The sequence below is a fragment of the Nitrosospira sp. Nsp18 genome (assembly GCF_900103145.1).
GTDB lineage: Bacteria > Pseudomonadota > Gammaproteobacteria > Burkholderiales > Nitrosomonadaceae > Nitrosospira.
Map to the genome: position 1 here is coordinate 1 of NZ_FMWY01000010.1, position 21159 is coordinate 21159.

A 21159-nucleotide genomic window follows, 5' to 3' on the forward strand; every position below is an offset into this window, starting at 1 on the left:
CATTCACCACTGCAAACGAGGTGAGGGATACGGCTTGGGTGGCAAGTCCAGTCCGGACGGTGAGGCCAAGCATGAATTCGCAACCCGCCTCGCCAGTCCGGTGCCAATTTAAATGCCATATCGAGAGTTCAGGGCCTTAGAGTCAGTTGTGACAAGAGGCTGATCAGCCTACGCCATCGTCACCTTTGCAGCCAGCGACTGGAGCTTCGCATCAAGTTCCTTGGCGGCTGCGAGCAGTGGTTCATTTGCCTCGACGGCCATTAGCGATGAAGGCCTTACATATGTCAGGCTGCTTTGATCCTGGTCCTCTTCAATCACGATGAGTTCCACCGGTGCGAAAAGACCCGCCGTCAAATCATGACGCAACATAGTGATGGCCAGCACTGGGTTTCCAATTATGAAGCGGAATACCTTCTTTTGAATGCCAACTTTCTTTATCCAGGCACCATGATTCAGCACAGCGAATAGAATGAATCCGCTGGGCCCCGCATGAGATTCCACTTCCGCCTTGTACGACTCCCAACTTTCAAACTTTGCAGGAAGGTCGTCGATCATCAGTGGTTTTTCTCCGACGTCGGCCAGCAATGCCCGCACGACTTCGTCAAAAGATTTCTTGCTGTCGAACCTGATGCGGACGCCCTGGAAGGGGATTTCTTGCGGGCTGCCAGTTGTCATCGTGGTTCTCCCGCAGTTACGGCGCAATGATGATCTCCTTCCTCGGCAACCGCAATACGGTGAGCGTTGCGCTCTTCGACATGAGCAACAGGCGTGCGATCAATCAACAGGCTGAGGAGTTCCGGGCGACTATAGTGGCCGCGCGAATCCATTTTTCCCTTACGCTTATCGATCAAGGAGAAATCAAGATCGGCAATCACCACCCCTTCACCAGTGCGCAGAGGCTCACCCATCAATTCGCCTTGCGGTGACACAATCGCGGTAAAGCATCCACTAGAGATCGGACCAATGGGGCACCCCGTGTCCTGCATAATCCGAGCTTGTTGATCTGCATTCAGCCAGGCGGTGGCGTTGACAACAAAGCAACCGGACTCCAGTGCGTGTTGGCGGATGTTTACTTGAGCCTGTTCGGAGAAGAGGTCGCCCCCGAACGACCCGGGATACATCGCAGAATGAATCTGCTCGCCATCAGCCATCAATGCGTAACGGGCCAGCGGGTTGTAATGTTCCCAGCAAGCCAGTTGACCGATACGACCGACTGCGCTGTCGACAACCCGCAGTCCGGAACCGTCACCCTGCCCCCAGATCATGCGTTCATGGTAGGTCGGGGAAATCTTACGGCGGCGCTGAATCAAGGATCCGTCAGCATCGAACAGCAACTGTGCATTATAGAGGGTGCCGCCATCGCGCTCATTTACGCCAATGGATACCACCATCCCGGCTTGCCTACACGCTTCACTGATGGCGTGAGTAGCGGCCGAGGGTATAGTCACTGCTTGGTCAAGTAATCGGAGGTATTCCGTTTCCATCTCGAAAGGCCGCTGTACAAAGGAGAAATAGGGGTAGTAAGGGACCACCGTCTCTGGGAAGGTGGCGAACTGGACTCCCTGGCGGCCAAGCTCGAAAATCTTCTGTAGAACTTTATCCACGGTACCTTCGCGGCTGTAAAGCACCGGGCTGATTTGTACGGCAGCGCCTTTTATGAGGTTCATTGCAGTACCCTTTACTGGTCAATTATTGAAAGCTGCGGTTCCTGTACGTGTAGTCCACCGAACCGTCCAGCCCCGCAAGCTTTGCTGGTAGCACTTCTCCCGATAGATCCCGAAGCTTCCAATGTAGTTCGTCGCAATTGTCATGCAGTATTGGCTGTTAGTTGTGGGGCAACCGGATAAGCCGCGCTAGGGATGCCAACCGTCGCAAGTGGCTTGGCCGCGAAAGAGCCGGCAAACAACCGGTTTGCAGGATCCATCCTGCACCACAAGCCATGAGAATCGCGTGCATTTGGACATCCACTAAGGACTTCTGACCCCCCAGTATGAATTTCTTTCTGACTCCCTGGGCGACCACTCTAACCCAACGGTGCAAGTCAAAGCGGACCTTTACTTTTCCAGTACCAGAGATGGAGCGCCTTTCTCCTTAACCAGAAAAACAAGGAATTTTGCTGGCTTTGTGCTACTTGCGTTCCGGGAAACGGTGTGAATATCGTTGAGATCTTCATAATAGCTCTGGCCCGGCGTCAGCGTGACTTCCTTTCCGCCTTTCACCTGCGTCACGATGGAACCCTCCAATACGTAAAGAAACACCTGCGCATTGTGGCGGTGGGCAGGGCTCGAATAGCCCGGCGGAAAGTCCACGGTATACATCTGAGCTTCCTTGCCGGAAACTCCTGCCAGATCTTTCGATATGAGCGGCGTGACAATCTCCTGCGCCATCAGGGGACTGATTATGATAAGAGGACCGGTTATGAGAAATGCCAGCAGCAACATTGGTCTTGCAGACATGTGCATTGCTCCTTTTAAATATATCGTGTTTTAGAATTGAGAGGAGACATTAATAGAGCTGGCGCTCGACGAACACATTGTTCCTCCAGGCGCCATACCCGTCCATGGGAGCTTACACTCCTGCCCCTGAAGGCCTGCACAACCTCATCCCCGTGAACGCGCTGCCGTCACTATTCACAACCTCCGGTTTCCTGACAGCCAGGTTAAATAGTTGCGTGTATATGTACAAGGCTCGATTTGACTATAGTACAGAAAGCATTTTTTGCTAAATAAGGATTATGGCGGTCGGAATTAGGCTGAGCGTTGAGCCAGCAAAGCCAAGGTTTTACGCACTCGCCCTGCCATGGATAGTCGAGGGGCCGGTCGTCTTAAGCCGTGTGGGCGTCAGTGCACCGGCGTAAGAACAGGCTCGCCGCTGTTCTTCAACAGGAAGACCAGAAACTTGGCGGGCTTGGTGAGGCTGGCGTTGCGCCCGATGGTGTGCACATCGTTTGGGCCTTCGTAGAAGGTCTGGCCGGGCGTTAGCGTCACCGGCTTTCCGCCCTGCACGCTCATCACAATCGAACCCTCCAGCACGTAGATGAAACCATGCGCATGGTGGCGATGCACGGGGTCGACAGCGCCTGGCGGATAGTCGACGATGAGCATCAGGGTTTCCTTGCCCGGATAATCGGCCAGCGCCTTGGTCATCAATGGCGTCACGCGCGCCGATGCTGGCGCCTGCTGTGCGCTGGCCGTACCGGCTGCCAACAGCAGCAGCACGGCGAGAGTTCTGAAAATAGTCATGGCTTGTTCCTCGTTGCTGGCCTGCGGCCCATGCGTCGTGGTGAGTTCGGCGCGACGACGTACCACGCAGTCGCGCCGATGCCTGATCAGTACAAACCGGATTTGTCCAAGCCGAATGCCTCGTCATATGAGCCGGGTACAGTCTGGAAGCCCACGCTGACGCGATTCCAGGCGTTGATTGACATCACCAGGAAGGTCAGGTCGGACAATTCCTTATCGGACAGCTGCGTGCGAACACGTTCGTAGACGTTATCTGGCACGCCCTGGGCGGGGAGCTGGGTCAGGATTTCAGTCCATGCCAACGCGGCGCGCTCGCGCGGATTAAACAGCGTGGACTCGTGCCAGATCGCGATATGGTGCAGACGGAGCGGTCGTTCACCATGGATCGTGGCTTCCTTGACGTGCATATCCACGCAGAACGCGCAGCCGTTGATCTGCGATGCCCTGATATTCACCAGATCATGAATAGACTCCTCGATCGTGGAGTGCCTAAGGGCCATGCTGAACTCGACGAATTTCTTGAACAGCTCGGGGGATTGCTTCTGGTAGTCAATGCGCTGGGTCATGATGAATCCTCAATGGTTGACAAAGCCCTATGAGGGGTGACTGGGTATCAACCAGTCACACGGGCCGGGACTGACGCGCCACGGGACACAGTCAAGATGTGAGTCGCTGCTGGCGTTGGGCTATAGGCTTGGCGCGGCGCCGATGCGTTCCCAATCTATCTATAGCACAAATCACGATATGCGGAGCGGGCTCTCGACCTTTAAGATTGAGCTTTAGCTGCCGAATAACCGACGGCATCAAGAACATAAATATTTTTTCAAAGTGAAACTCACCTGGCCTATTCTGAAAATATCCTCAACCATGATAAGATTTCATAGCCATGCCATTATGAGGGGAATCTCTATGCTCAATTTGGATTCGGAGACAATCATCATCAAATGTCCTCACTGTTCAATTAAGTACGAGGAGACAATTTCACGGCTGAAGTACGAACCAAAACTTGCCTGCCCTCATTGCGACAATTACGTTGGGGTCAACCTTCTGGAATTGCATATCGCGCTGGAATCGGTGCAAAAATCCTGTGATGCTTTCCTCAAGAGAATAATGAGAGAGCCCAACCGCAAGCGTTTGCCGTAGGCATCAAATGTTCAATACAGGCGAGTTTTTGCGTATTCCGCGCTGAAAGTTTGTTTTTGCCGTATCTGTTGATGTGCAGTGCTATCGTTCACTTGCCCGATCTCCTCGTCAGTTGTAGGTCGGGCTCCGCCCGACGATCGTAGAATGATGTCGGGCGGAGCCCGACCTACCGATAATTGTGCACGTCGCAGACGATAGAGGATTGCTGAACGCCAACAGGTAATAGACTCAACAGTGGGTACCGGCAGTGGTCAACAATACCGTCTATGCAAATTGCAAGGTAAGCCGGGGGCTGGTTCTGGCAAAACGGGGCTCGACACTCAATTGCGCCTGAGCTACAAACCCGACAACTTTCAAATACCGCCGCTTCTAATAATTAAACTTTAGCTGGGCAAAGAAAGTCCGTTGGGGAAAAGGGTGAAAGATCCAGTACTTGTCATTGTTGACGTTGTTGATGCCGCCGATAGCCGTCCACTGCCGGGTGATTTTGTATTTCGCGATCAAATCGGCGACAACATAGCTCGTTATCCCAGTGTAGGCAAAACCATTCGTATCGCTATTGTTCAACTGGCCAAACTGGCCGCTGCTGTAACGAACACTCACTGAAGCCGTCAGTTTCTCGTTTGCGCGATAAGTGATTATTGCGTTGGCGCGCCAAGTGGGAAGCCTGGGTTGACGTTTGCCGGTTGAGGGAACCGCCGCGTTGGGATTGGCTGCTGTCGGCCCTAATGCCGCCGCTGCCGCATCTGCATCGTGGTTACTGTTTATCCGGGAATCCACCCAGGTGAAATTACCGAGGATATCAAGGCCTTTTATACCTGCGTCGGTTTTCTCCCCCGAAACCTCGATGCCATAAGTATCGATTTCGCCCACATTCGAAATAAAGGTTGCTTGCGAAGTGGTACCGTTAGCCGTAATCAATCCCGTCTGGGAAAAAATAGCGTTTTTTATACGCTCCTGGAACAAGCTGAGACGCAACCTCCCCTTGTCCGGAAAATATTCGGCGGAAAGCTCGGAAGCAAGGGCATCTTCAGGCCTGAGATTGGGGTTTCCATTGACTGATATTGCACTGGCCCCGGTCCCCACCGTCGTGGTTTGAAATAGCTCAGAGGCGGTTGCATAACGGTAAGCCTGACCGATGGCGGCACCGATCTTCACGCGATCCATGGGCCTCCAGGTCAACTTGCCCTTGGGCGAAAAATTGACTGCGCTCTTGTTAGCTTGATCGACCGTTCTGAGTTCAGTGTGAGCGGGGGTACTTCCGTTAGCGGGGATATTTACAGTTGTCGCATTAAAACCGTCGTATGCATGCCAATTCTCCAGACGGCCTCCGACTGTAAAGTTCCAATCCTCATGAAAATCCCAAGCGTCCTGTATCCAGTAACCTTCAGTCTGTGTCTTGCCGGTCGAGTTTGAAAAGATACTTTGACCGTTGCCGCTTTGCCAGTTGCTCGTATTGAACACCGGATTCTTGAGCATATACAGGTCATGGTGAAAGCCAAAACTGATCTCATGGTAGCCCAGCAGATCGACGCTTGGCCGCCAGATGCCCTTGGCATCGATAGTATGCCAACCGGAGCCGGACAAACTGGTGATTCTACCCGGAGCATTGCCGGCGAACGCAAGGGTGGGGTCGACCGTAGGTGCGCGAACGGTATCCTTGCCTAAATCAATCACGCTTCCCGCTAATTCCCAATCAAATATTCCCCCTGTATTGGACCGAAGATTCATGCCGTGCGACCAGGTTGTCTGATCGGTCTGATTACCCGCAAAGGTGGGGCTATTCAGAGCGGACAGATTGTATCGCCTGCCGCCGATATTGACGAAGCCGCTTTGTACCGGATTCCCCGCTGCATCCCTCAGGTAGCTTTGCGTGTTCGAGCTAGCGTTGTTCTGCCACATGCCCAAGGTATAGGCGATCTTTATGGTTGGGGTAATATCATAGGCCCATTTCCACTTGAAATTATCCTGTACCGTGTGGTTGATGTTCCCAGCGCCCAGCGTCTGGTTGGGCGCATTTGTAGCATTTGCGCCCGCGAACGCCCCTGTTACCACTGTATCTCCACTGTTGGCTGCGGTGGTCGAGTTGAGCGCTGTCGCAAACGTTATTGGCTGGCTATGAGCATCGAGATGGCTGTAGTCGAACCGGAATGACAAGTCGTTATACCGATGGCCGATATTTCCGGAGTACCGCTGGGTATCGTAGGTTTCTTTTGTGCCATAGAGATTGAAAGTCTGCCAGGATGATTGCGCATCGGCACCCACTTCAAATTTATCCGGCATTCGCGTGGTGATATTAATCACCCCACCTATTGAATTGCCGGCGTAGGCTGCCGAAAATGGGCCGTACATAATATCGATACGCTCGATTTCAGCGGGCGATACGGTATTCCAGCGAGGCGAACCCGTGTTTGTGTTGTTATTGCCGAGCAACGAGGACAGCAAGATACCATCCGCATAAATCAGGTTGCGCGCGCTGGCTGATGTGCCCGAGGTGCGCATCCCCACGGGCGCGTTGGTGTCACCGATATAGCGATTGCGTACTTGAATGGATGGCATGTACTTAATGGCATCCTCTGTAGCCATGAGATTGACCGTACTGTCCAGTTTTTCCCTGGTCATGCTTTCTGTGGTCTGAGGAAGCCTGTACCTTTCCTTTTCGGTTTGCTTTGAGATCGGCTTCACTTTTCCCCCGATCGTCATTTCCGGCAATTTGACCGCGGGCTCGCCAGTCGGCGTCTGTTTTTCGGCGGCTCCAGCAGGAGTCTGCGCTATCTCCGTACCAGCGGAACGTGCTGGCGCAGGGGTGCCGGCAAGGGGCTTTTTAATTGGTGCTAATTCAGCCTCGACGTCATCTTTTGCCTGCGACCCGTGCTCATCGGTTGCCCAGACAGAAGATACGCAGAGCAAACTTGCCAAGGCAAACGGCATCGATTTCAGCTTTATATTCGGTTTCATATTTCCTCACCTGCTTTTCTTATTACTGAAAAACAGCTGTTTATCGACGCTGCACGATGTATTTTTAAAAGATTTTCGCCAGTCCGTTGATTCCGCTTGATGTAGTTCAGAAAGCCGAAGTTTTCCATGCCGATCTTGCAGCCGATCGTGATCAGTGAACGCAGGCAACGGAATAGCAGACTGATCAATAATCCAAAGTTCGCACCCTGGAATTGGAACGCGAGAATAATCTATTTCAGTCAGCGCAGGAATGCGGCAAATTGTCGCACTATATAAAACAGTGGTTTATTGATCAGCAAGTTACAGCTCCTGGTTCTTCCATGGCAGCCTTTGAATGAGCAGTCACGATTGGCCTCTAGCTGCAATCGAGAAAATGATTTTTCCCTCATTTTCTATTAGATCAGCGGCTTCCGTTTCAGGCGTTCGGGAAACAGAGAAGCATATGAGTAGTGCGGACATTTACAGGTCCGTGGTCTGTCTAGCCCCTGGGTATCTATCCGAACTATTCGCCATACTCGGGCGTCGACGCCTCAGCGAAAGTTGGTCAGGCTGAAATCAGGGAATATGTAAATAGACTTGACTATAAAACAAACACTGCTATGAATACATTGAAGGTTTGCAAGAGCTATCGTTTTTCATTTTCAGATGAAGATGCCTATAAAGGCTTATTAATTATGTCGCGACCACCAGCTGAGCGCCGATTTTGAAATTAATCGATCAATCATTCGGACCAACTTGTATCCAAATCTAAAACAACAGGAGTCACTATCATGAAACAACTGCGCGTGATGGGAACCTTTTCCGCATTGATGGGAATATTGGCTGCGCTTAGCCCTATTGAGGCTATTACCGTATCCCAGGCAGAACCGATGAAACCTTCGAAGATAATCAAGACGGAATATCAATATGCCGCAAAGGTCGCTTGTTCGCTGCTGCTACCGCACCAGGACGGCTCATTGGCGCGCGGCACCTACCGTACGGCTGTCAACATACACAATCCCACCAATAAAGAAGTTACCGTCGCCGCCAAGGTGGCGCTTGCGACACAGTTCGGCTCCGAGCCAGGACCATTCGGCGTAACGCCGTTCAAGGAAGCGGTTCTCCAGCCAGACGGGGCAGTCGGCGTAAACTGCTTTGATATTGCAGGTTACTTTTGTCCCATTGATGGCGTTTGTGTCGATTTTGCATTCCTGGAAGGATTCCTGGTAATAAAAAGTCCGGTACCCCTGGACGTGGTTGGCGTTTATACCGCCCGGCATACGGATGGAGAAGTTGAATCCATCGATGTAGAAGCGGTGGAGCCGCGGCAGATTCGCGAAACGGTCAAGATTGGTGCGACAGAGCCAACCAAACCGGGCGGCGGGAAACGCGTCGATTATCCGCCCAAGGGGAGCTCCGCCTATGGCGAGAAGGAACCGAAACAAATGTGTGGAGGAATTGCCGGATTTCCATGCCCTGATGGCAAGAAGTGTGTGGATGATCCTTCTGACAATTGTGATCCCACCCGTGGTGGCGCCGACTGCAGCGGTATTTGCGTGAAATAACTGCGCTCGGTTTAGAAAGAGTTTGTTTTAAAGTTTAAAGCGCAACGCTTGAGCTTGGTCTTGTTGATGGACGGCTGTATCCATGGGGGCACGTGGAAACAACGTTCCGGACACCTGAGACGATCCAATGCGACACGTCTATGACGTCATCATCGTTGGTGCGGGGCCCGCAGGTTGTGCGGCCGCCCGCACTTTAGCCAGCGCTGGCTTTTATGTTGGTTTGTTTGACAAGGCGATCTTCCCGCGTGACAAAACTTGTGGAGACGCCTTGATTCCTGATGCGCATCACGCGCTGAAAAAACTCGGCCTGATGGAGCGCGTTACCAAAATCTCCTGCCCTGCCAAAGGGATGCGTCTGATTGGCTTCAATGGCAGCAGCGTTTTGATCCGAGCGGATAGCGCTTGTGTGCCGCGCCTGAAATTGGATGAGTTATTGCTGGAGAGCGCCATGGAAGCCGGTAGCGAGTTTATACCTGACCACGAGTTCGCCGGCATTCTTGATGAGAACGAGGAAAATTACCAGGTGGAGTTCGCGAGAAATGGTAATTATGTCTTCGCGAGGGCACATTGGATATTGCTGGCAACCGGTGCTAATGTCAGGTCAATTCAGCACGCTGGCTTATTGCTGAGAGCTGAATGTCGCAATTTCGCGGCTCGCCAGTATGTGCGTAACGAACGCTTGGCAAGAGATCTGCACGAGCTGACATTTACTTTTGATCCCTCGGTGAAGGGCGGTTATGGCTGGATTTTTCCGGGGCCGGATGCAATATTCAATATCGGCATCGGATTCTTTGGTTCCGCACATAAATACTGCAACCCTCGTCGCAGCTACGAGCGGTTTATTGCCAAATTACCCCTTGCTCAAGACTTGATGCGAGATGGCAAGATCATCAGCCCTCTCAAAGGCTCACCACTTCGCACCGGCTTGTCCGGTACGCGCTTCGCCCGCGGCGGCTTGCTGGGCATCGGAGAATGCATCGGCGCGACTTTTCCGCTTACCGGCGAGGGAATCGGAAAAGCAATGGAAACGGGCATTCTTGCGGCGGAGGCGATTATGGCCCAATACGATCTAGGTCGCGCCGCTGTAGCCCAAGCCTATACCCAAAGTATAAAAGCCCTCCAGCCAAAGTTTGAAGTCTACCGTAAAGCCGAATTTTTATTTAACTGGCCGTACCTGACCAACAAGCTAGTGGGGCATACCGCTAAAAGCGAATATACGCGCGGCAAAGTGGAAGGGTTGTTTAACGAAACGTCCGATCCCGGTTTTTTGCTAATGCTCTCAAGATGGATGAGGATTCTTTTCGCTAATCGGTGAAGCTATGCTTCAATATCGCCTCTATTGATTAGCTCTGTTGATGGGCCAAGTGAATAGTATGAATTTCGTCATTCCGGGGCTTGCCCGGAATACAGTCCAAGCTGACGACGGCATACTTTACATGCCGCCGCAGGCCAGGTCCCACCCCGTAGCAAGACGCAATGACTTGGTTTATTTCTACACGGCAAATACCCGACAAAAAACCGGCCGAATCATCCGGCCGTTGTATTCCTGGTGGAGCTAGGGCACGAGCAGAATTGGCCTAATGCTCTTTCTTGATCTTTATGTGACTTATGACCTTCGTGACACCTTCGACGGCGTGAGCGATCGAATGTGCTTTATCGATTTCAGCTTGACTCCTGGCTGTGCCGCTCAGCACTACTACACCATTCTTATCTGTATCAACCATGATATGCATCGCGCTGACATCCTTTTCGGCCGCCAACCTGGCTTTGATCTTGCTGGTGATTACCGAATCCTTAACAAATTCACCCACACTTGAATCCGAGTCGTGACTTGCGGAAAAGCCCGTAACAGGCATCCATAACGTCCCGATCACAAATATACTTGCCAAAAGCTTAGTTGTTTTCATTGTCTTATCCTTCGAAATTGGGTAGGGATACAGAATGTCACTTCCCTCGTGCTCGGTCTGTACGGTGCCGTACACTGGCGCTGCGCCGTAGCGCTCTATATAGCGCTATTCACTTCAGAATGGTACGAAACAAATAGGTGCCGTGAAATAAATTAACGGATCGGGATAAAAAGCTTTAATACAGCGAAAGAAGACGGTGTATCGTTGGCGGTAGCTAGCAGCCTGTCGGGCTTGAAGATCACAGCGAAAAAGTGACTGGGTGAGGAGGATTTTAAGGATTTTGAAGGTCAATAATTATTCTATTGGCCGAAAAAGCGGCGAGATATGAACCAGCCAGACGCTTTTGCAGCGATTTCCTTTAAGTACGCAGGCTGCTAAGGGTAGGACCAAGGTATCCATCGGTACGCGCTTGACATACCATTACCCAAATGAAGCATGGAAGGATCTCGGTTCAGCGCTCCACTACTGCGCGACGAAGTTGTATTACGCTTAATTGCTTGATTTTTTGGTAGCGAATCCCAGATTCGAACTGGGGACCAACGGATTATGATTCCGCTGCTCTAACCACTGAGCTAATTCGCCACGTATAAGCCGAAGAGGTCGAATTTTGCCTTCAGCAAGGGACGCTGTCAAGATTAACAAGGATTTCCCGCTGCTATCTCCATGATCTTTCAGGAAGAAAAAAGATGGCTCTAGCTGAGTTTCATAATACGTTCCGGTATGACGTTTAGCGTCCGGTGATATTCCAACCTCATCCCACCTAAACCAAAGCCTGTATAATGCCTTTATGAAATTCGACGTCATTATTGTCGGCGGCGGCCTGGTTGGAGCAAGCCTGGCGCTTGCTCTCAAAGACAGCGGCCTCAAAATAGCATTGGTGGAGTCGCGCCCACCTCTCCCGCTACCCGCTGACGACAGTTGGGACAGCAGAATCTATGCCATCAGCCCAGGCAGCATGGCCTTCCTGCAAAACCTGGGGGTCTGGCAAACGCTCGACAAATCCCGGATGAGCCCGGTATACAACATGGCCGTGTTTGGCGATGATAGCGCCGCACGCATTGATTTCAGCGCTTATGATATCGGATTCCCGGAACTCGCTTTCATACTGGAGAATCGCCAGCTTCAGGCTGCGGTATGGGAGGCTCTCAAGCGTCGAAAAAAACATCTGAAGATTTTCTGCCCCGCGCAATGTGTCTCGATTACATGGGCTGACACTCATGCCGATCTGCAGCTCGCCGATGGCAACGTGTTGCAAGGGTCGCTGATCGTCGGCGCGGATGGCCTGAATTCCTGGGTACGCGAGCAGGCCGAAATCACGGTGGTGCGGCGTTCCTATCAGCAGACAGGCGTGGTGGCCAATTTCAACGCCGAGCAGCGCCACAATAATATCGCTCACCAGTGGTTCCGGCGAGACGGGGTATTGGCGCTCCTTCCATTGCCCGGCAACCTGGTATCCATGGTGTGGTCGGCCAAGGAAGAGCAGGCGCGCAAGTTACTGGGTCTACCTGAAGCAGAATTGTGCCAGCAGGTTGCTGAGGCTTCGTGCCACACCCTGGGTGAGATGCAACTCGTCACGCAGCCTGCTGCTTTTCCGCTTAATTTCGTGCACGTGAAAAAGCTGGTGCAGCCGCGTCTTGCGCTTGTTGGCGACGCCGCGCATGGCATTCATCCCCTTGCCGGGCAAGGTGTGAATCTGGGCTTGCGCGATGCGCATGAACTGGCCTCTACCCTCATGGCGCGGGGCTTGCAACCGGACTGCGGTGATTACCAGTTGCTGCGGCGTTATGAGCGGGTACGCAAGGAAGACATCCTGGCCATGGAGCTGGTTACTGATGGGTTACAAAAGTTATTCAGCAATCCTAACCCGACACTGATTCGCTTGCGTAATCTAGGGCTGGGAATCACCAACCGCCTACCCCTCATAAAAGACCGTTTGATGCAGCACGCATTGAGCTGAAACCGAGCCATGGATTGATCGGCTCAAGTACCGTCAGGCTAACGATCAGGCATCAAAAACTACATAAATCTAAATCCGGCAGTTGACTGCTCATTTGTCAACAAAACGCTATAATTGAAAAGGATTTTTCGTACCCCATGAGCTTCACCTTTTTGGTGAGCTCGCTACGGGGCGGATTGAACAGTTTTTGCGGCACAGAGCTGCGTTGCAACTCCTTGGAATGGAATGACCATTCCGCGTCGTTGCGCCTTGCTCTGCGCCTCAAAAACCGCTCACGCCACCCCGTCCAACTGCCGAATTCAGGTTAAACGGAGCAATCAGACCATGCGTATAAATCTTATCTTCTCTTCGCTGCTATTGTGCTTCCTTTTCGGTACGGCTTTTGCTGATGAGGCGTCTTTGAAAAAAGCGATCCAGGCAAATTTCCCGGGGGAGAAAATCGAAAGCCTGAAGAAAACTTCCTATCTCGGGCTATACGAAGTTGTGGTGGGTGGAGAGTTGTTTTATACCGATGAAAAAGCATCCTACCTTTTTTTCGGTCATGTCGTTGATCCACAGACGAAGCAAAGCTTGACCACCACACGCTTGCAGCAGATAAAGGATACACGGCGGATAAGTATTGACTCTCTTCCCTTGGAGTTTGCAATTAAAGCAGTCAAGGGGAATGGAAAGCGCAAGCTCGTGGTTTTTTCCGACCCGAATTGCCCGTATTGCAAGCGTCTGGAACAAGAACTGGCCAACGTTAACGATGTGACTGTCTATACGTTGCTTTACCCAGTGCTTAACGGCTCGGTACCTACCGCCACTTCAATATGGTGTTCACCTGACCGGCTCAAGGCTTGGGAGGATTTCATGCTTAAAGACATTGCACCTACCGGAAAAGACTGTGAGACCCCGATTGGCAAACTTCTTCAGGCGGGCCAGAAGAACGGGATAAGCGGTACCCCGACGCTGATTTTTGCGGATGGCTCGCTTGCGCCAGGATTGATGGCCGCTGAAGCCATAGAAAAGAAACTGGGTGGGTCATCCGCAAAATGACAGGCAATGAGATTGTGGCGTCTGTCCGGTCAAGTTCAATTCCTTCTGGTCTGAACTTCCGGTACATAGCCGGCAGGCATTAAAACCCACATCTTGCCTGGCTGTTTCATCTTGCCTGCCTGTTCCGCTGCCTCGGTTCCAAAACCCCAGAAGAAATCGGCGCGAACATTTCCCTTGATGGCCCCGCCTGTATCCTGCGCCACCATGAGCCGATAAAGCTGCTTATCGGTATTAGGCCAGGTCGTGGCGAGAAAAACCGGTGCGCCCTGAGGCACGGCCCGAGGGTCGACAGCAAGGCTTCTGCCGGCGGTCAGCGGTACACCGAGCGAGCCTAGCGGTCCCGGCACGGCGGTTGGCACCTCGCGGAAAAAAACAAAGCTCGAGTTCTGCCGTAATAATTCGCCCAGCTTATGCGGATTTCTCTGACCCCATGCCCTGATTCCTTGCATCGAAGCTTTTTCCAGGGGTAACTCGCCGCGCTCCACCAACAATTTTCCGATGGATTTATAGGGATGGCCGTTTTGTTCGGAATAGCCCACGCGCACGACCTCACCATTCTCGAGTTGCACCCGGCCCGAACCCTGTATCTGCAGGAAAAACAGGTCGATCTCATCATCCACCCACAGCAGTTCCCTTCCCTGTAGTGGCGCCGGATTACTCACAATGTCAGACCGGCTATAATACGGTACGATTTTGCGGCCTTGCAACCGGCCTCTCAGCCGCATATTTTTGAGTTCCGGGTAGATCTCGCTTAGGTCAACCACCAGAAGTTCATCAGGCGTGCTGTAAAGCGGATAGCGATAATGCTTCGATTGCTTGCGGCTTCCTTTTAACAGCGGCTCATAGTAGCCGGTGATGAGGCCATCGTCGCTACCATCGGAATTCAGTACCTGATGGGGCACAAAGCGGCTCTCGAAAAATCTTCGCAGCGTAGCCCCGTCTTGTCCACGCACGGCGGCAGCCTGGATGCAGGTTTCGCCCCACAGCGGCTTATTTTTTAGAACAGCGCAGCTTCGGAGGAAGGCATCCCATGCGGGTAGGATATCGTCCTCTGCCCAACCCGTCAGGGAGCCCCAGTCGGTTGGCTTAAGCATGGGTACCAGAGAGGTTGGCGCAGCCGGCGTTTCCATAGCGACGGGCGGAGTCGGTGCCGTGGACATCATGGTGCACGCGTTGAGCAATAGTAACGCGGCAACAGCAAGCGAGGCCGATTGGTCTTTCATCAGATTATGGGTTAGAGTTGCGTATGATAAATATACATCATGCTTGATCCTATGTGGATATTACTGCTGGAAGCGGGTGTCGCTCTATCGTTATTTGTTCTTGTCGTCTGGTGGACAGCCAAGCCGCGCAAGAAAGATGACGAGGACGACGAAAATGACGGAAAAAACGAATAAAACGCTTTGCTCAAAAGGTGACAGGCGTTTGCCGGGATAGTCGCATCCGCGCCATACGGCAAAGATTGATGGCGGAAGATCAAAAAATTCCGTAACAGTTTCCGCAACTATTCCCAAATATAAATATAATGCGAGTCCACAAGTTATTTGGCAGAATACTCACTTTATGAGTATGGTTTTGTTACGCTGGGGAGCAAAATGAGATACCAAAGTTTTCAGGAGTTCTGCGCTTACATAGCCGAGCGGAACCCGGGCCAACCCGAATATCTGCAAGCGGTTGCAGAAGTCATGGAGAGCCTCTGGCCTTTTATCACCGAAAACCCCCGCTATGGCGAGCACGGCATTCTAGATCGTCTGATAGAAGCGGAGCGGGTAATCATTTTCCGGGTCTCCTGGGTAGATGACAAGGGCGAAGTGAATGTCAACCGTGGCTACCGGATCCAGCACAGTTCCTCCATTGGACCTTACAAGGGCGGCACTCGTTTTCACCCCTCGGTGAATCTTTCCATCCTTAAATTTCTGGCGTTCGAGCAAACTCTCAAAAATGCGCTCACCACGCTGCCCATGGGTGGGGGCAAAGGGGGCGCGGACTTCAATCCCAAGGGCCGGAGCCAGGGAGAGATAATGCGTTTCTGTCAGGCTTATATGAGCGAGTTGTTTCGCCATATTGGTTCGGATATCGATGTGCCGGCCGGGGATATCGGTGTTGGCGGGCGAGAAGTTGGCTTCATGGCGGGCATGATGAAAAAGCTCTCCAACCGTGCCGACTGCGTTTTTACGGGTAAGGGGCTGAGTTTTGGCGGATCGCTGATTCGTCCGGAAGCCACCGGTTACGGCACGGCGTATTTCGCCGAGGAAATGCTCAAGCAATCCGGCCGCGCGCTCGACGGGATGCGGGTTTCCGTCTCGGGCTCGGGGAACGTTGCGCAATATGCCGTGGAAAAAGCGATGGCGCTCGGGGCCAAGGTAATAACCATGTCCGACTCCAGCGGGACTGTGGTGGATGAAGAGGGCTTCACCCCTGAAAAACTGGCTGAGCTGATGGAGTGCAAGAACCTTCGCTATGCGCGAATCAGCAATTATGCGGAATGCGCGAAAGCCAATTTTATTCCCAACATGCGTCCTTGGCATATTCCGGTCGATGTCGCCTTGCCATGCGCGACCCAGAACGAGCTAAGTGATGAGGATGCAGCGAACCTGATCAACAACGGCGTGATCTGCGTGGCTGAGGGCGCCAATATGCCTTCCACGGCGGAGGCGGTGAAACGCTTCGAACGCAGCAGTGTTCTTTACGCACCGGGTAAAGCGAGTAATGCGGGGGGCGTGGCTACCTCCGGTCTCGAAATGAGCCAGAACGCCATGCGTCTCTCATGGCCTCGGAACGAGGTGGATGCCAGGTTGCTCGAAATCATGCAGGCTATTCATCGGTCCTGCCTCCAATATGGCCGACGCAATGACGGCACTATCAGTTATGTCAACGGCGCCAACGTTGCGGGCTTCGTAAAAGTAGCGGATGCAATGATTGGTCAGGGCGTGATCTGATCCCTGCGGTGATGTCAACCCTTATCAACCTCTTGTCAACCTCTTCCGCCTCATCTGGCTTTATCTGACCCACACTGTCTTTATGTTAACGAATTCGCGTATGCCGTGATACGACAATTCCCTGCCAAACCCGGAAGCCTTTGTGCCACCAAAGGGCAGGCGCGGGTCGGACCTGACCATGCCGTTAATGAAGCTGCAGCCCGCCTGGATTTTCCGTGCAAGCCGTTCGGCTTTTTCCGTGTCACGGCTCCAGATGCTTGAACCCAGACCGAAGCGGGTATCGTTGGCAATGCGAATGGCCTCTTCTTCATTTGCTGCACGTATCACGGCGGCCACGGGGCCGAATAACTCTTCATGATATGCCCGGGTTTTTGCCGTTACCCGATCCAATATCGATGGCGGGTAATACGCGCCCTCTCCTCGCATTGGTTCACATCCGATAATCGCTTGCGCGCCTTGTCCGATCGAATCGACGACTTGTCGATGTAAATCTTTCCGCAGATCAAACCGTGCCATCGGCCCGATCTGGGTTGTTTCATTCATGGGATCACCTATTTTCAAATCTTTTGTTTTTTTTATGAACAGCGATACAAACTCATCGGCAATGTCTGCTACCGGAATGATGCGCTTTGCAGCTATGCATGACTGTCCACAGTTCTGAAACCGTGATTTCACCGCGAAAGTGGCGGCAAGTTCGAGATCGGCATCTTTCAGCACGATGAATGCATCCGATCCGCCCAGTTCCATGACGCATTTTTTCAAATGCCGACCGGCATGGGAAGCCACTTCGCGCCCAGCGGACTCCGAACCTGTAAGTGTCACCGCGTTGACGTGCTGGCTGGCAATAACCTCGGCTACGTCGGCAGACTCGATCATGAGTGTCGCAAATAGATGTGGGGGAAATCCCGCATCGCGGAACAATTGCTCTAGCGCCAACGCGCATTGAGGGACGTTTGAAGCATGCTTCAAAACACAGGCGTTGCCAGCCATCAACGCTGGGGCTGCAAAACGAATCACCTGGAAAAATGGAAAATTCCATGGCATCACACCCAGCACGACGCCTGCCGGTTCGTAGGAAACATAGCTCTTGCCCGCATCGGTCTGAACCATTTCCGGCTGCACGAAATGCTCGGCGTGCACTGCGTAGTAATCACAGACAAGAGCGCATTTTTTTATCTCTGCATGGCCCTCGCGCACTGGCTTCCCCATTTCAATGGCCATTAGCGCGGCATATTCGTCGATTCGTTCGTGCAACAGCTTGACAACGCTATGCATGCGCTCGGCCCGGTCGGGGAGCGTCATTTGCGCCCAGGTTCGCTGCGCATTCCAGGTTTTTTCCAAAGCCGCCGCGAGATGATGACTATCCCAACTGGGATAGGTTTTTAGCGTTTCATTGGTGGTGGGGTTCAGGCTGATATATGGCATGATGTGCTATTCTTCAGGAAGAGAAACGCCCTATCCGAACGGGAGACAAATGCGTATGGCGTAAGCCGGTATTTCACCCAATTTTCAGCTCACTCAATTATTTTATAGCAGGTTATGAAAATCTTTTTTGCAATGTTATTTTTTGCTATGTCTGCCGGAACCGTGGCCGCGAGTCAGGATGACGATTTCATGACCATGAGGCAAGCGTTTCAAAGCGGTGACGCCAGCCGAGTGGCGGCATATGCGCAACGCCTGCGAGGGCATGTACTGGAGCCTTACGCAATCTACTATCAGCTATACCCTCAGCTTGAGAATATCGCCGTGAGCACGCAGACGGTCAAAGGTTTTCTCGATCGTTATAAGGATAGCCCGCTGAGCGACAAACTACAGGGTGAATGGCTAAAAAGTCTCGGCAAGGCACAGCAATGGGAATTATTTGCAGAGGGATATCCGGATCTCATCAACAAGGATATTGAGCTTACCTGTTATTCACTTCAACACCGTATCGCCACAAACGATGCCAGTGCATTTACCGAGGCGCGCCCATTATGGTTTAACGCGCGGGACATGCCGGAAAGCTGCACGGCGTTGTTCGATGCGCTGGATCTTGCCGGAAAGCTGACGGTGGAAGATGTATGGACGCGCCTGCGTCTCGCGCTCGAAGCGGGCAATGTAGGAGTAGCGAAACGCATCAATGAATATCTGCCGGAAAATGAGGCGCTCAATGCGCGCCAGCTTGACTCTGCCGCTGGGAATCCATTGCGCTTTCTCGAAAAACATCGGCATGAGATCGATACTCGTGCCGAGCGTGAAATCGCTCTTTTTGCAATACTGCGTTTGCTCCGTAACAACCCCGAACAAGCTTATGCCTATTGGCCGAGAATGCGCGCGCGATTCAGCGATGCGGATCACACGTATTTCATGGTGCAATTGGCGGATCAGGCGGCGCGAAAGCTGAATCCGCGCGCCCTTGACTGGTTTGCGGAAGCCGCCAGTGCCGACACCCCAGTGGTGTTATCAGATGCACAACTCGGGTGGAAAACGCGTGCCGCCCTGCGCGCCGGTGATTGGGATCGGGTGCTGGATGCGATTGAAGCCATGTCTGCTTCGGAACAGGAGACAGGCGTATGGCGTTATTGGAAAGCGCGGGCGCTGAAAGCCAGAGGTAAAACAACGGAAGCGAATGTTATTTTCGCTCCCCTGAGCACCGAGCACAACTTTTATGGCCAACTGGCGGAAGAGGAACTGGGCGTAACGATCGGCGTTGCGACCGAACCCTATAAACCCACGTCGAAGGAGATTGCCGCCATCGAGCGGCTGCCGGGAATAAAACGGGCCCTTGCCTTGTATCGCCTGAATCTGCGAACGGAAGCCACACGCGAATGGGCTTGGGCGATACGCGATTTCGACGATGGACGCCTGCTTGCCACCGCTGAAGTTGCGCGGCGTCATGGAATCTATGACCGTGCCATCAATACGGCGGATAAAACGGTACGGCAGCATGATTTCACCTTGCGTTTTCTCGCTCCTCACCGCGATGCGCTGCGTAACCTCGTGAAGCAACAGGAACTCGACGAGGCCTGGGTATACGGACTCATCCGTCAGGAAAGCCGGTTCATCAGCGATGCCAGATCCAGCGTCGGTGCGACGGGCTTGATGCAGTTGATGCCGGCTACCGCGAAATGGGTATCAAAAAAAATGGGCATCCGGAAATTTTCCCCTACGCGCGTATCCGAGATAAACACCAATCTGACCTTGGGTACGTATTATCTCAAGCATGTTTTGACACTTTCCGATAACCAGCCATTGCTGGCTTCTGCCGCCTATAACGCCGGCCCTAGCCGGGCGCAGCAATGGCGCGGCGACAAGCCGATGGAAGGCGCGATTTACGCCGAAACCATCCCTTTCACTGAAACCCGCGATTATGTAAAAAAAGTCATGAGCAACGCAATGTATTACGCCAACACCTTCGGGCATCCGACGACGGCGCTCAAGCATCGGCTTGGGGTTGTGATGTCCCGAGAGGATAGCGAGCGATTTTCAGAAGCGAAGAGTAAACAATGAACATCAAAAACGTCTGTATTTTTGGCGGCAGCGGATTTGTCGGCCGGCATCTTGCAAATCTCCTGACCATGCAGGAAATCTACATGCGGATTCCCACCCGCAGCTACAAGCGCGCCAGAGGTCTACTGGTTTTACCAACCGTACGCCTGGTGGAAGCGAATATTTACGATGATGCGGAACTTGACCGGCTACTGAAAGGCATGGATGCGGTCATCAACCTGGTGGGTATCCTGCATGGGGACTTCAATACTGTGCACGTGGAGCTCCCGCGCAAAATTGTGGCTGCATGCAAGCGCAATGGAATAGCGCGCTTACTACACATGAGCGCACTGAATGCCGGTCCGAGCCAACCGAGCGCGTATTTGCGCTCCAAGGCCGAAGGTGAAAAAATCGTGATGACGTCCGGCTTGACCGCAACCAGCTTCAGGCCGTCCGTAATTTTCGGCCCCGGAGATTCGTCGCTTAGCCTGTTTTCCAGGCTGGCGTGGCTCCCGGTGTTGCCCCTGGGATCTCCCGAAGCAAAATTTCAGCCGGTATTCGTCAAAGATGTGGCGCACGCATTTGCTGCCAGCTTGACAGCAACCCACACCTTTGGTCAGCGCTATGATCTGTGCGGCCCACAATGTTATAGCCTGCAGCAATTGGTGGAATATGCCGCGCACATCACCGGACATGACCCGGCCATTATCGGCCTCAATGACAGCCTTTCTTATCTGCAGGCGATGATAATGGAGTTTCTACCCGGAAAACTCGTGACCCGTGACAATTATTATTCAATGAAAGTGGACAGCGTCTGCAATTGTGACGACCCTGGCAATTTTGCGGAAGCCTGGGGTATTTCGCCCACTGCCTTGGAAGAAGTGGCCCCAATATATCTGGCGGGCGATGTGCCGCGGGAGCGGTACGATGATTTTCGCGCTGGACGATAGTCCAGTCCTTCCA

17 protein-coding genes and 1 tRNA gene are annotated in these 21159 nt (G+C 52.8%); 8 read left to right on the forward strand and 10 right to left on the reverse strand.

Features of this window, described 5'->3' with window-relative positions:
- Positions 1-168: 168 nt before the first annotated feature.
- The 6 genes from BLS94_RS06260 to BLS94_RS06290 all read right to left on the reverse strand — a co-directional run bounded on the left by BLS94_RS06260 (position 169) and on the right by BLS94_RS06290 (position 7343).
- Positions 169-675: a DUF302 domain-containing protein gene (locus BLS94_RS06260; RefSeq protein WP_090958640.1), complete on the reverse strand. Its 507-nt coding sequence runs from the start codon at positions 673-675 to the stop codon at positions 169-171.
- A complete protein-coding gene (locus tag BLS94_RS06265) occupies positions 672-1667 on the reverse strand; it encodes a nitrilase-related carbon-nitrogen hydrolase (protein WP_090958643.1) in 996 nt (331 codons plus the stop codon). The genes BLS94_RS06260 and BLS94_RS06265 overlap by 4 nt, the downstream gene beginning before the upstream one ends.
- Before the next feature lie 387 nt (positions 1668-2054).
- A complete protein-coding gene (locus BLS94_RS06270; RefSeq protein ID WP_218124753.1) occupies positions 2055-2456 on the reverse strand; it encodes a cupin domain-containing protein in 402 nt (133 codons plus the stop codon).
- A gap of 384 nt (positions 2457-2840) precedes the next feature.
- Positions 2841-3242, reverse strand: coding sequence for a cupin domain-containing protein (locus tag BLS94_RS06275; protein ID WP_072767846.1), 402 nt, complete (start codon positions 3240-3242; stop codon positions 2841-2843).
- Positions 3243-3328: 86 nt separating this feature from the next.
- Positions 3329-3808 (reverse strand): carboxymuconolactone decarboxylase family protein, encoded by a 480-nt coding sequence (locus BLS94_RS06280; protein WP_072767845.1) that lies wholly within the window; start codon positions 3806-3808, stop codon positions 3329-3331.
- 946 nt (positions 3809-4754) lie between these two features.
- Positions 4755-7343 (reverse strand): TonB-dependent receptor, encoded by a 2589-nt coding sequence (locus tag BLS94_RS06290; RefSeq protein WP_090958646.1) that lies wholly within the window; start codon positions 7341-7343, stop codon positions 4755-4757.
- A gap of 770 nt (positions 7344-8113) precedes the next feature.
- Between BLS94_RS06290 and BLS94_RS06300 the strand changes: the two genes are divergently transcribed.
- Complete coding sequence (locus BLS94_RS06300) at positions 8114-8887, forward strand: Kazal-type serine protease inhibitor domain protein (RefSeq protein ID WP_090958650.1); 774 nt, start codon at positions 8114-8116, stop codon at positions 8885-8887.
- 127 nt (positions 8888-9014) lie between these two features.
- Complete coding sequence (locus BLS94_RS06305) at positions 9015-10202, forward strand: geranylgeranyl reductase family protein (RefSeq protein ID WP_090958653.1); 1188 nt, start codon at positions 9015-9017, stop codon at positions 10200-10202.
- A gap of 262 nt (positions 10203-10464) precedes the next feature.
- Here BLS94_RS06305 and BLS94_RS06310 read toward each other — a convergent pair whose 3' ends face one another.
- Both BLS94_RS06310 and BLS94_RS06315 read right to left on the reverse strand, forming a co-directional pair.
- A complete protein-coding gene (locus BLS94_RS06310; RefSeq protein ID WP_090958656.1) occupies positions 10465-10794 on the reverse strand; it encodes a BON domain-containing protein in 330 nt (109 codons plus the stop codon).
- Between the two features lie 506 nt (positions 10795-11300).
- Positions 11301-11376, reverse strand: a tRNA-Met gene (locus tag BLS94_RS06315).
- A 205-nt stretch (positions 11377-11581) separates the two neighbouring features.
- On the opposite strand from BLS94_RS06315, the gene BLS94_RS06320 reads away from it, so the two are divergent.
- Positions 11582-12751 (forward strand): UbiH/UbiF family hydroxylase, encoded by a 1170-nt coding sequence (locus BLS94_RS06320; protein ID WP_090958659.1) that lies wholly within the window; start codon positions 11582-11584, stop codon positions 12749-12751.
- A 324-nt stretch (positions 12752-13075) separates the two neighbouring features.
- A complete protein-coding gene (locus BLS94_RS06325) occupies positions 13076-13789 on the forward strand; it encodes a DsbC family protein (protein WP_072767838.1) in 714 nt (237 codons plus the stop codon).
- Between the two features lie 35 nt (positions 13790-13824).
- Here BLS94_RS06325 and BLS94_RS06330 read toward each other — a convergent pair whose 3' ends face one another.
- The gene (locus BLS94_RS06330; RefSeq protein WP_072767837.1) at positions 13825-15012 is read right to left on the reverse strand and encodes a murein transglycosylase A; all 1188 of its coding nucleotides are present in this window, start codon (positions 15010-15012) and stop codon (positions 13825-13827) included.
- A 39-nt stretch (positions 15013-15051) separates the two neighbouring features.
- Here BLS94_RS06330 and BLS94_RS15195 point away from each other — a divergent pair, with 39 nt between their 5' ends.
- Positions 15052-15186 carry a hypothetical protein gene (locus BLS94_RS15195; protein ID WP_256325308.1) on the forward strand — a complete coding sequence of 45 codons (135 nt, stop codon included), beginning with the start codon at positions 15052-15054 and terminating at the stop codon, positions 15184-15186.
- Positions 15187-15384: 198 nt separating this feature from the next.
- Positions 15385-16728, forward strand: coding sequence for an NADP-specific glutamate dehydrogenase (gene gdhA / locus BLS94_RS06335; protein WP_090958662.1), 1344 nt, complete (start codon positions 15385-15387; stop codon positions 16726-16728).
- A 60-nt stretch (positions 16729-16788) separates the two neighbouring features.
- On the opposite strand, the gene BLS94_RS06340 is transcribed toward gdhA, so the two are convergent.
- Positions 16789-18153 (reverse strand): NAD-dependent succinate-semialdehyde dehydrogenase, encoded by a 1365-nt coding sequence (locus BLS94_RS06340; protein ID WP_090958666.1) that lies wholly within the window; start codon positions 18151-18153, stop codon positions 16789-16791.
- A gap of 114 nt (positions 18154-18267) precedes the next feature.
- On the opposite strand from BLS94_RS06340, the gene BLS94_RS06345 reads away from it, so the two are divergent.
- Entirely contained in the window at positions 18268-20217 is a 1950-nt protein-coding gene (locus BLS94_RS06345) for a transglycosylase SLT domain-containing protein (protein WP_090958669.1), read from the forward strand.
- A complete protein-coding gene (locus BLS94_RS06350; protein WP_090958672.1) occupies positions 20214-21146 on the forward strand; it encodes a complex I NDUFA9 subunit family protein in 933 nt (310 codons plus the stop codon). Before BLS94_RS06345 ends, BLS94_RS06350 begins: the two co-directional genes overlap by 4 nt.
- Positions 21147-21159: the final 13 nt, after the last annotated feature.

What these genes read in the sequence shown, in the direction of transcription:
- BLS94_RS06260 (WP_090958640.1), bottom strand. Translation starts at nt 675, where the DNA reads ATGACAACTGGCAGCCCGCAAGAAATCCCCTTCCAGGGCGTCCGCATC.
- BLS94_RS06265 (WP_090958643.1), bottom strand. Translation starts at nt 1,667, where the DNA reads ATGAACCTCATAAAAGGCGCTGCCGTACAAATCAGCCCGGTGCTTTAC.
- BLS94_RS06270 (WP_218124753.1), bottom strand. Translation starts at nt 2,456, where the DNA reads ATGTCTGCAAGACCAATGTTGCTGCTGGCATTTCTCATAACCGGTCCT.
- BLS94_RS06275 (WP_072767846.1), bottom strand. Translation starts at nt 3,242, where the DNA reads ATGACTATTTTCAGAACTCTCGCCGTGCTGCTGCTGTTGGCAGCCGGT.
- BLS94_RS06280 (WP_072767845.1), bottom strand. Translation starts at nt 3,808, where the DNA reads ATGACCCAGCGCATTGACTACCAGAAGCAATCCCCCGAGCTGTTCAAG.
- BLS94_RS06290 (WP_090958646.1), bottom strand. Translation starts at nt 7,343, where the DNA reads ATGAAACCGAATATAAAGCTGAAATCGATGCCGTTTGCCTTGGCAAGT.
- BLS94_RS06300 (WP_090958650.1), top strand. Translation starts at nt 8,114, where the DNA reads ATGAAACAACTGCGCGTGATGGGAACCTTTTCCGCATTGATGGGAATA.
- BLS94_RS06305 (WP_090958653.1), top strand. Translation starts at nt 9,015, where the DNA reads ATGCGACACGTCTATGACGTCATCATCGTTGGTGCGGGGCCCGCAGGT.
- BLS94_RS06310 (WP_090958656.1), bottom strand. Translation starts at nt 10,794, where the DNA reads ATGAAAACAACTAAGCTTTTGGCAAGTATATTTGTGATCGGGACGTTA.
- BLS94_RS06320 (WP_090958659.1), top strand. Translation starts at nt 11,582, where the DNA reads ATGAAATTCGACGTCATTATTGTCGGCGGCGGCCTGGTTGGAGCAAGC.
- BLS94_RS06325 (WP_072767838.1), top strand. Translation starts at nt 13,076, where the DNA reads ATGCGTATAAATCTTATCTTCTCTTCGCTGCTATTGTGCTTCCTTTTC.
- BLS94_RS06330 (WP_072767837.1), bottom strand. Translation starts at nt 15,012, where the DNA reads ATGAAAGACCAATCGGCCTCGCTTGCTGTTGCCGCGTTACTATTGCTC.
- BLS94_RS15195 (WP_256325308.1), top strand. Translation starts at nt 15,052, where the DNA reads ATGCTTGATCCTATGTGGATATTACTGCTGGAAGCGGGTGTCGCTCTA.
- gdhA (WP_090958662.1), top strand. Translation starts at nt 15,385, where the DNA reads ATGAGATACCAAAGTTTTCAGGAGTTCTGCGCTTACATAGCCGAGCGG.
- BLS94_RS06340 (WP_090958666.1), bottom strand. Translation starts at nt 18,153, where the DNA reads ATGCCATATATCAGCCTGAACCCCACCACCAATGAAACGCTAAAAACC.
- BLS94_RS06345 (WP_090958669.1), top strand. Translation starts at nt 18,268, where the DNA reads ATGAAAATCTTTTTTGCAATGTTATTTTTTGCTATGTCTGCCGGAACC.
- BLS94_RS06350 (WP_090958672.1), top strand. Translation starts at nt 20,214, where the DNA reads ATGAACATCAAAAACGTCTGTATTTTTGGCGGCAGCGGATTTGTCGGC.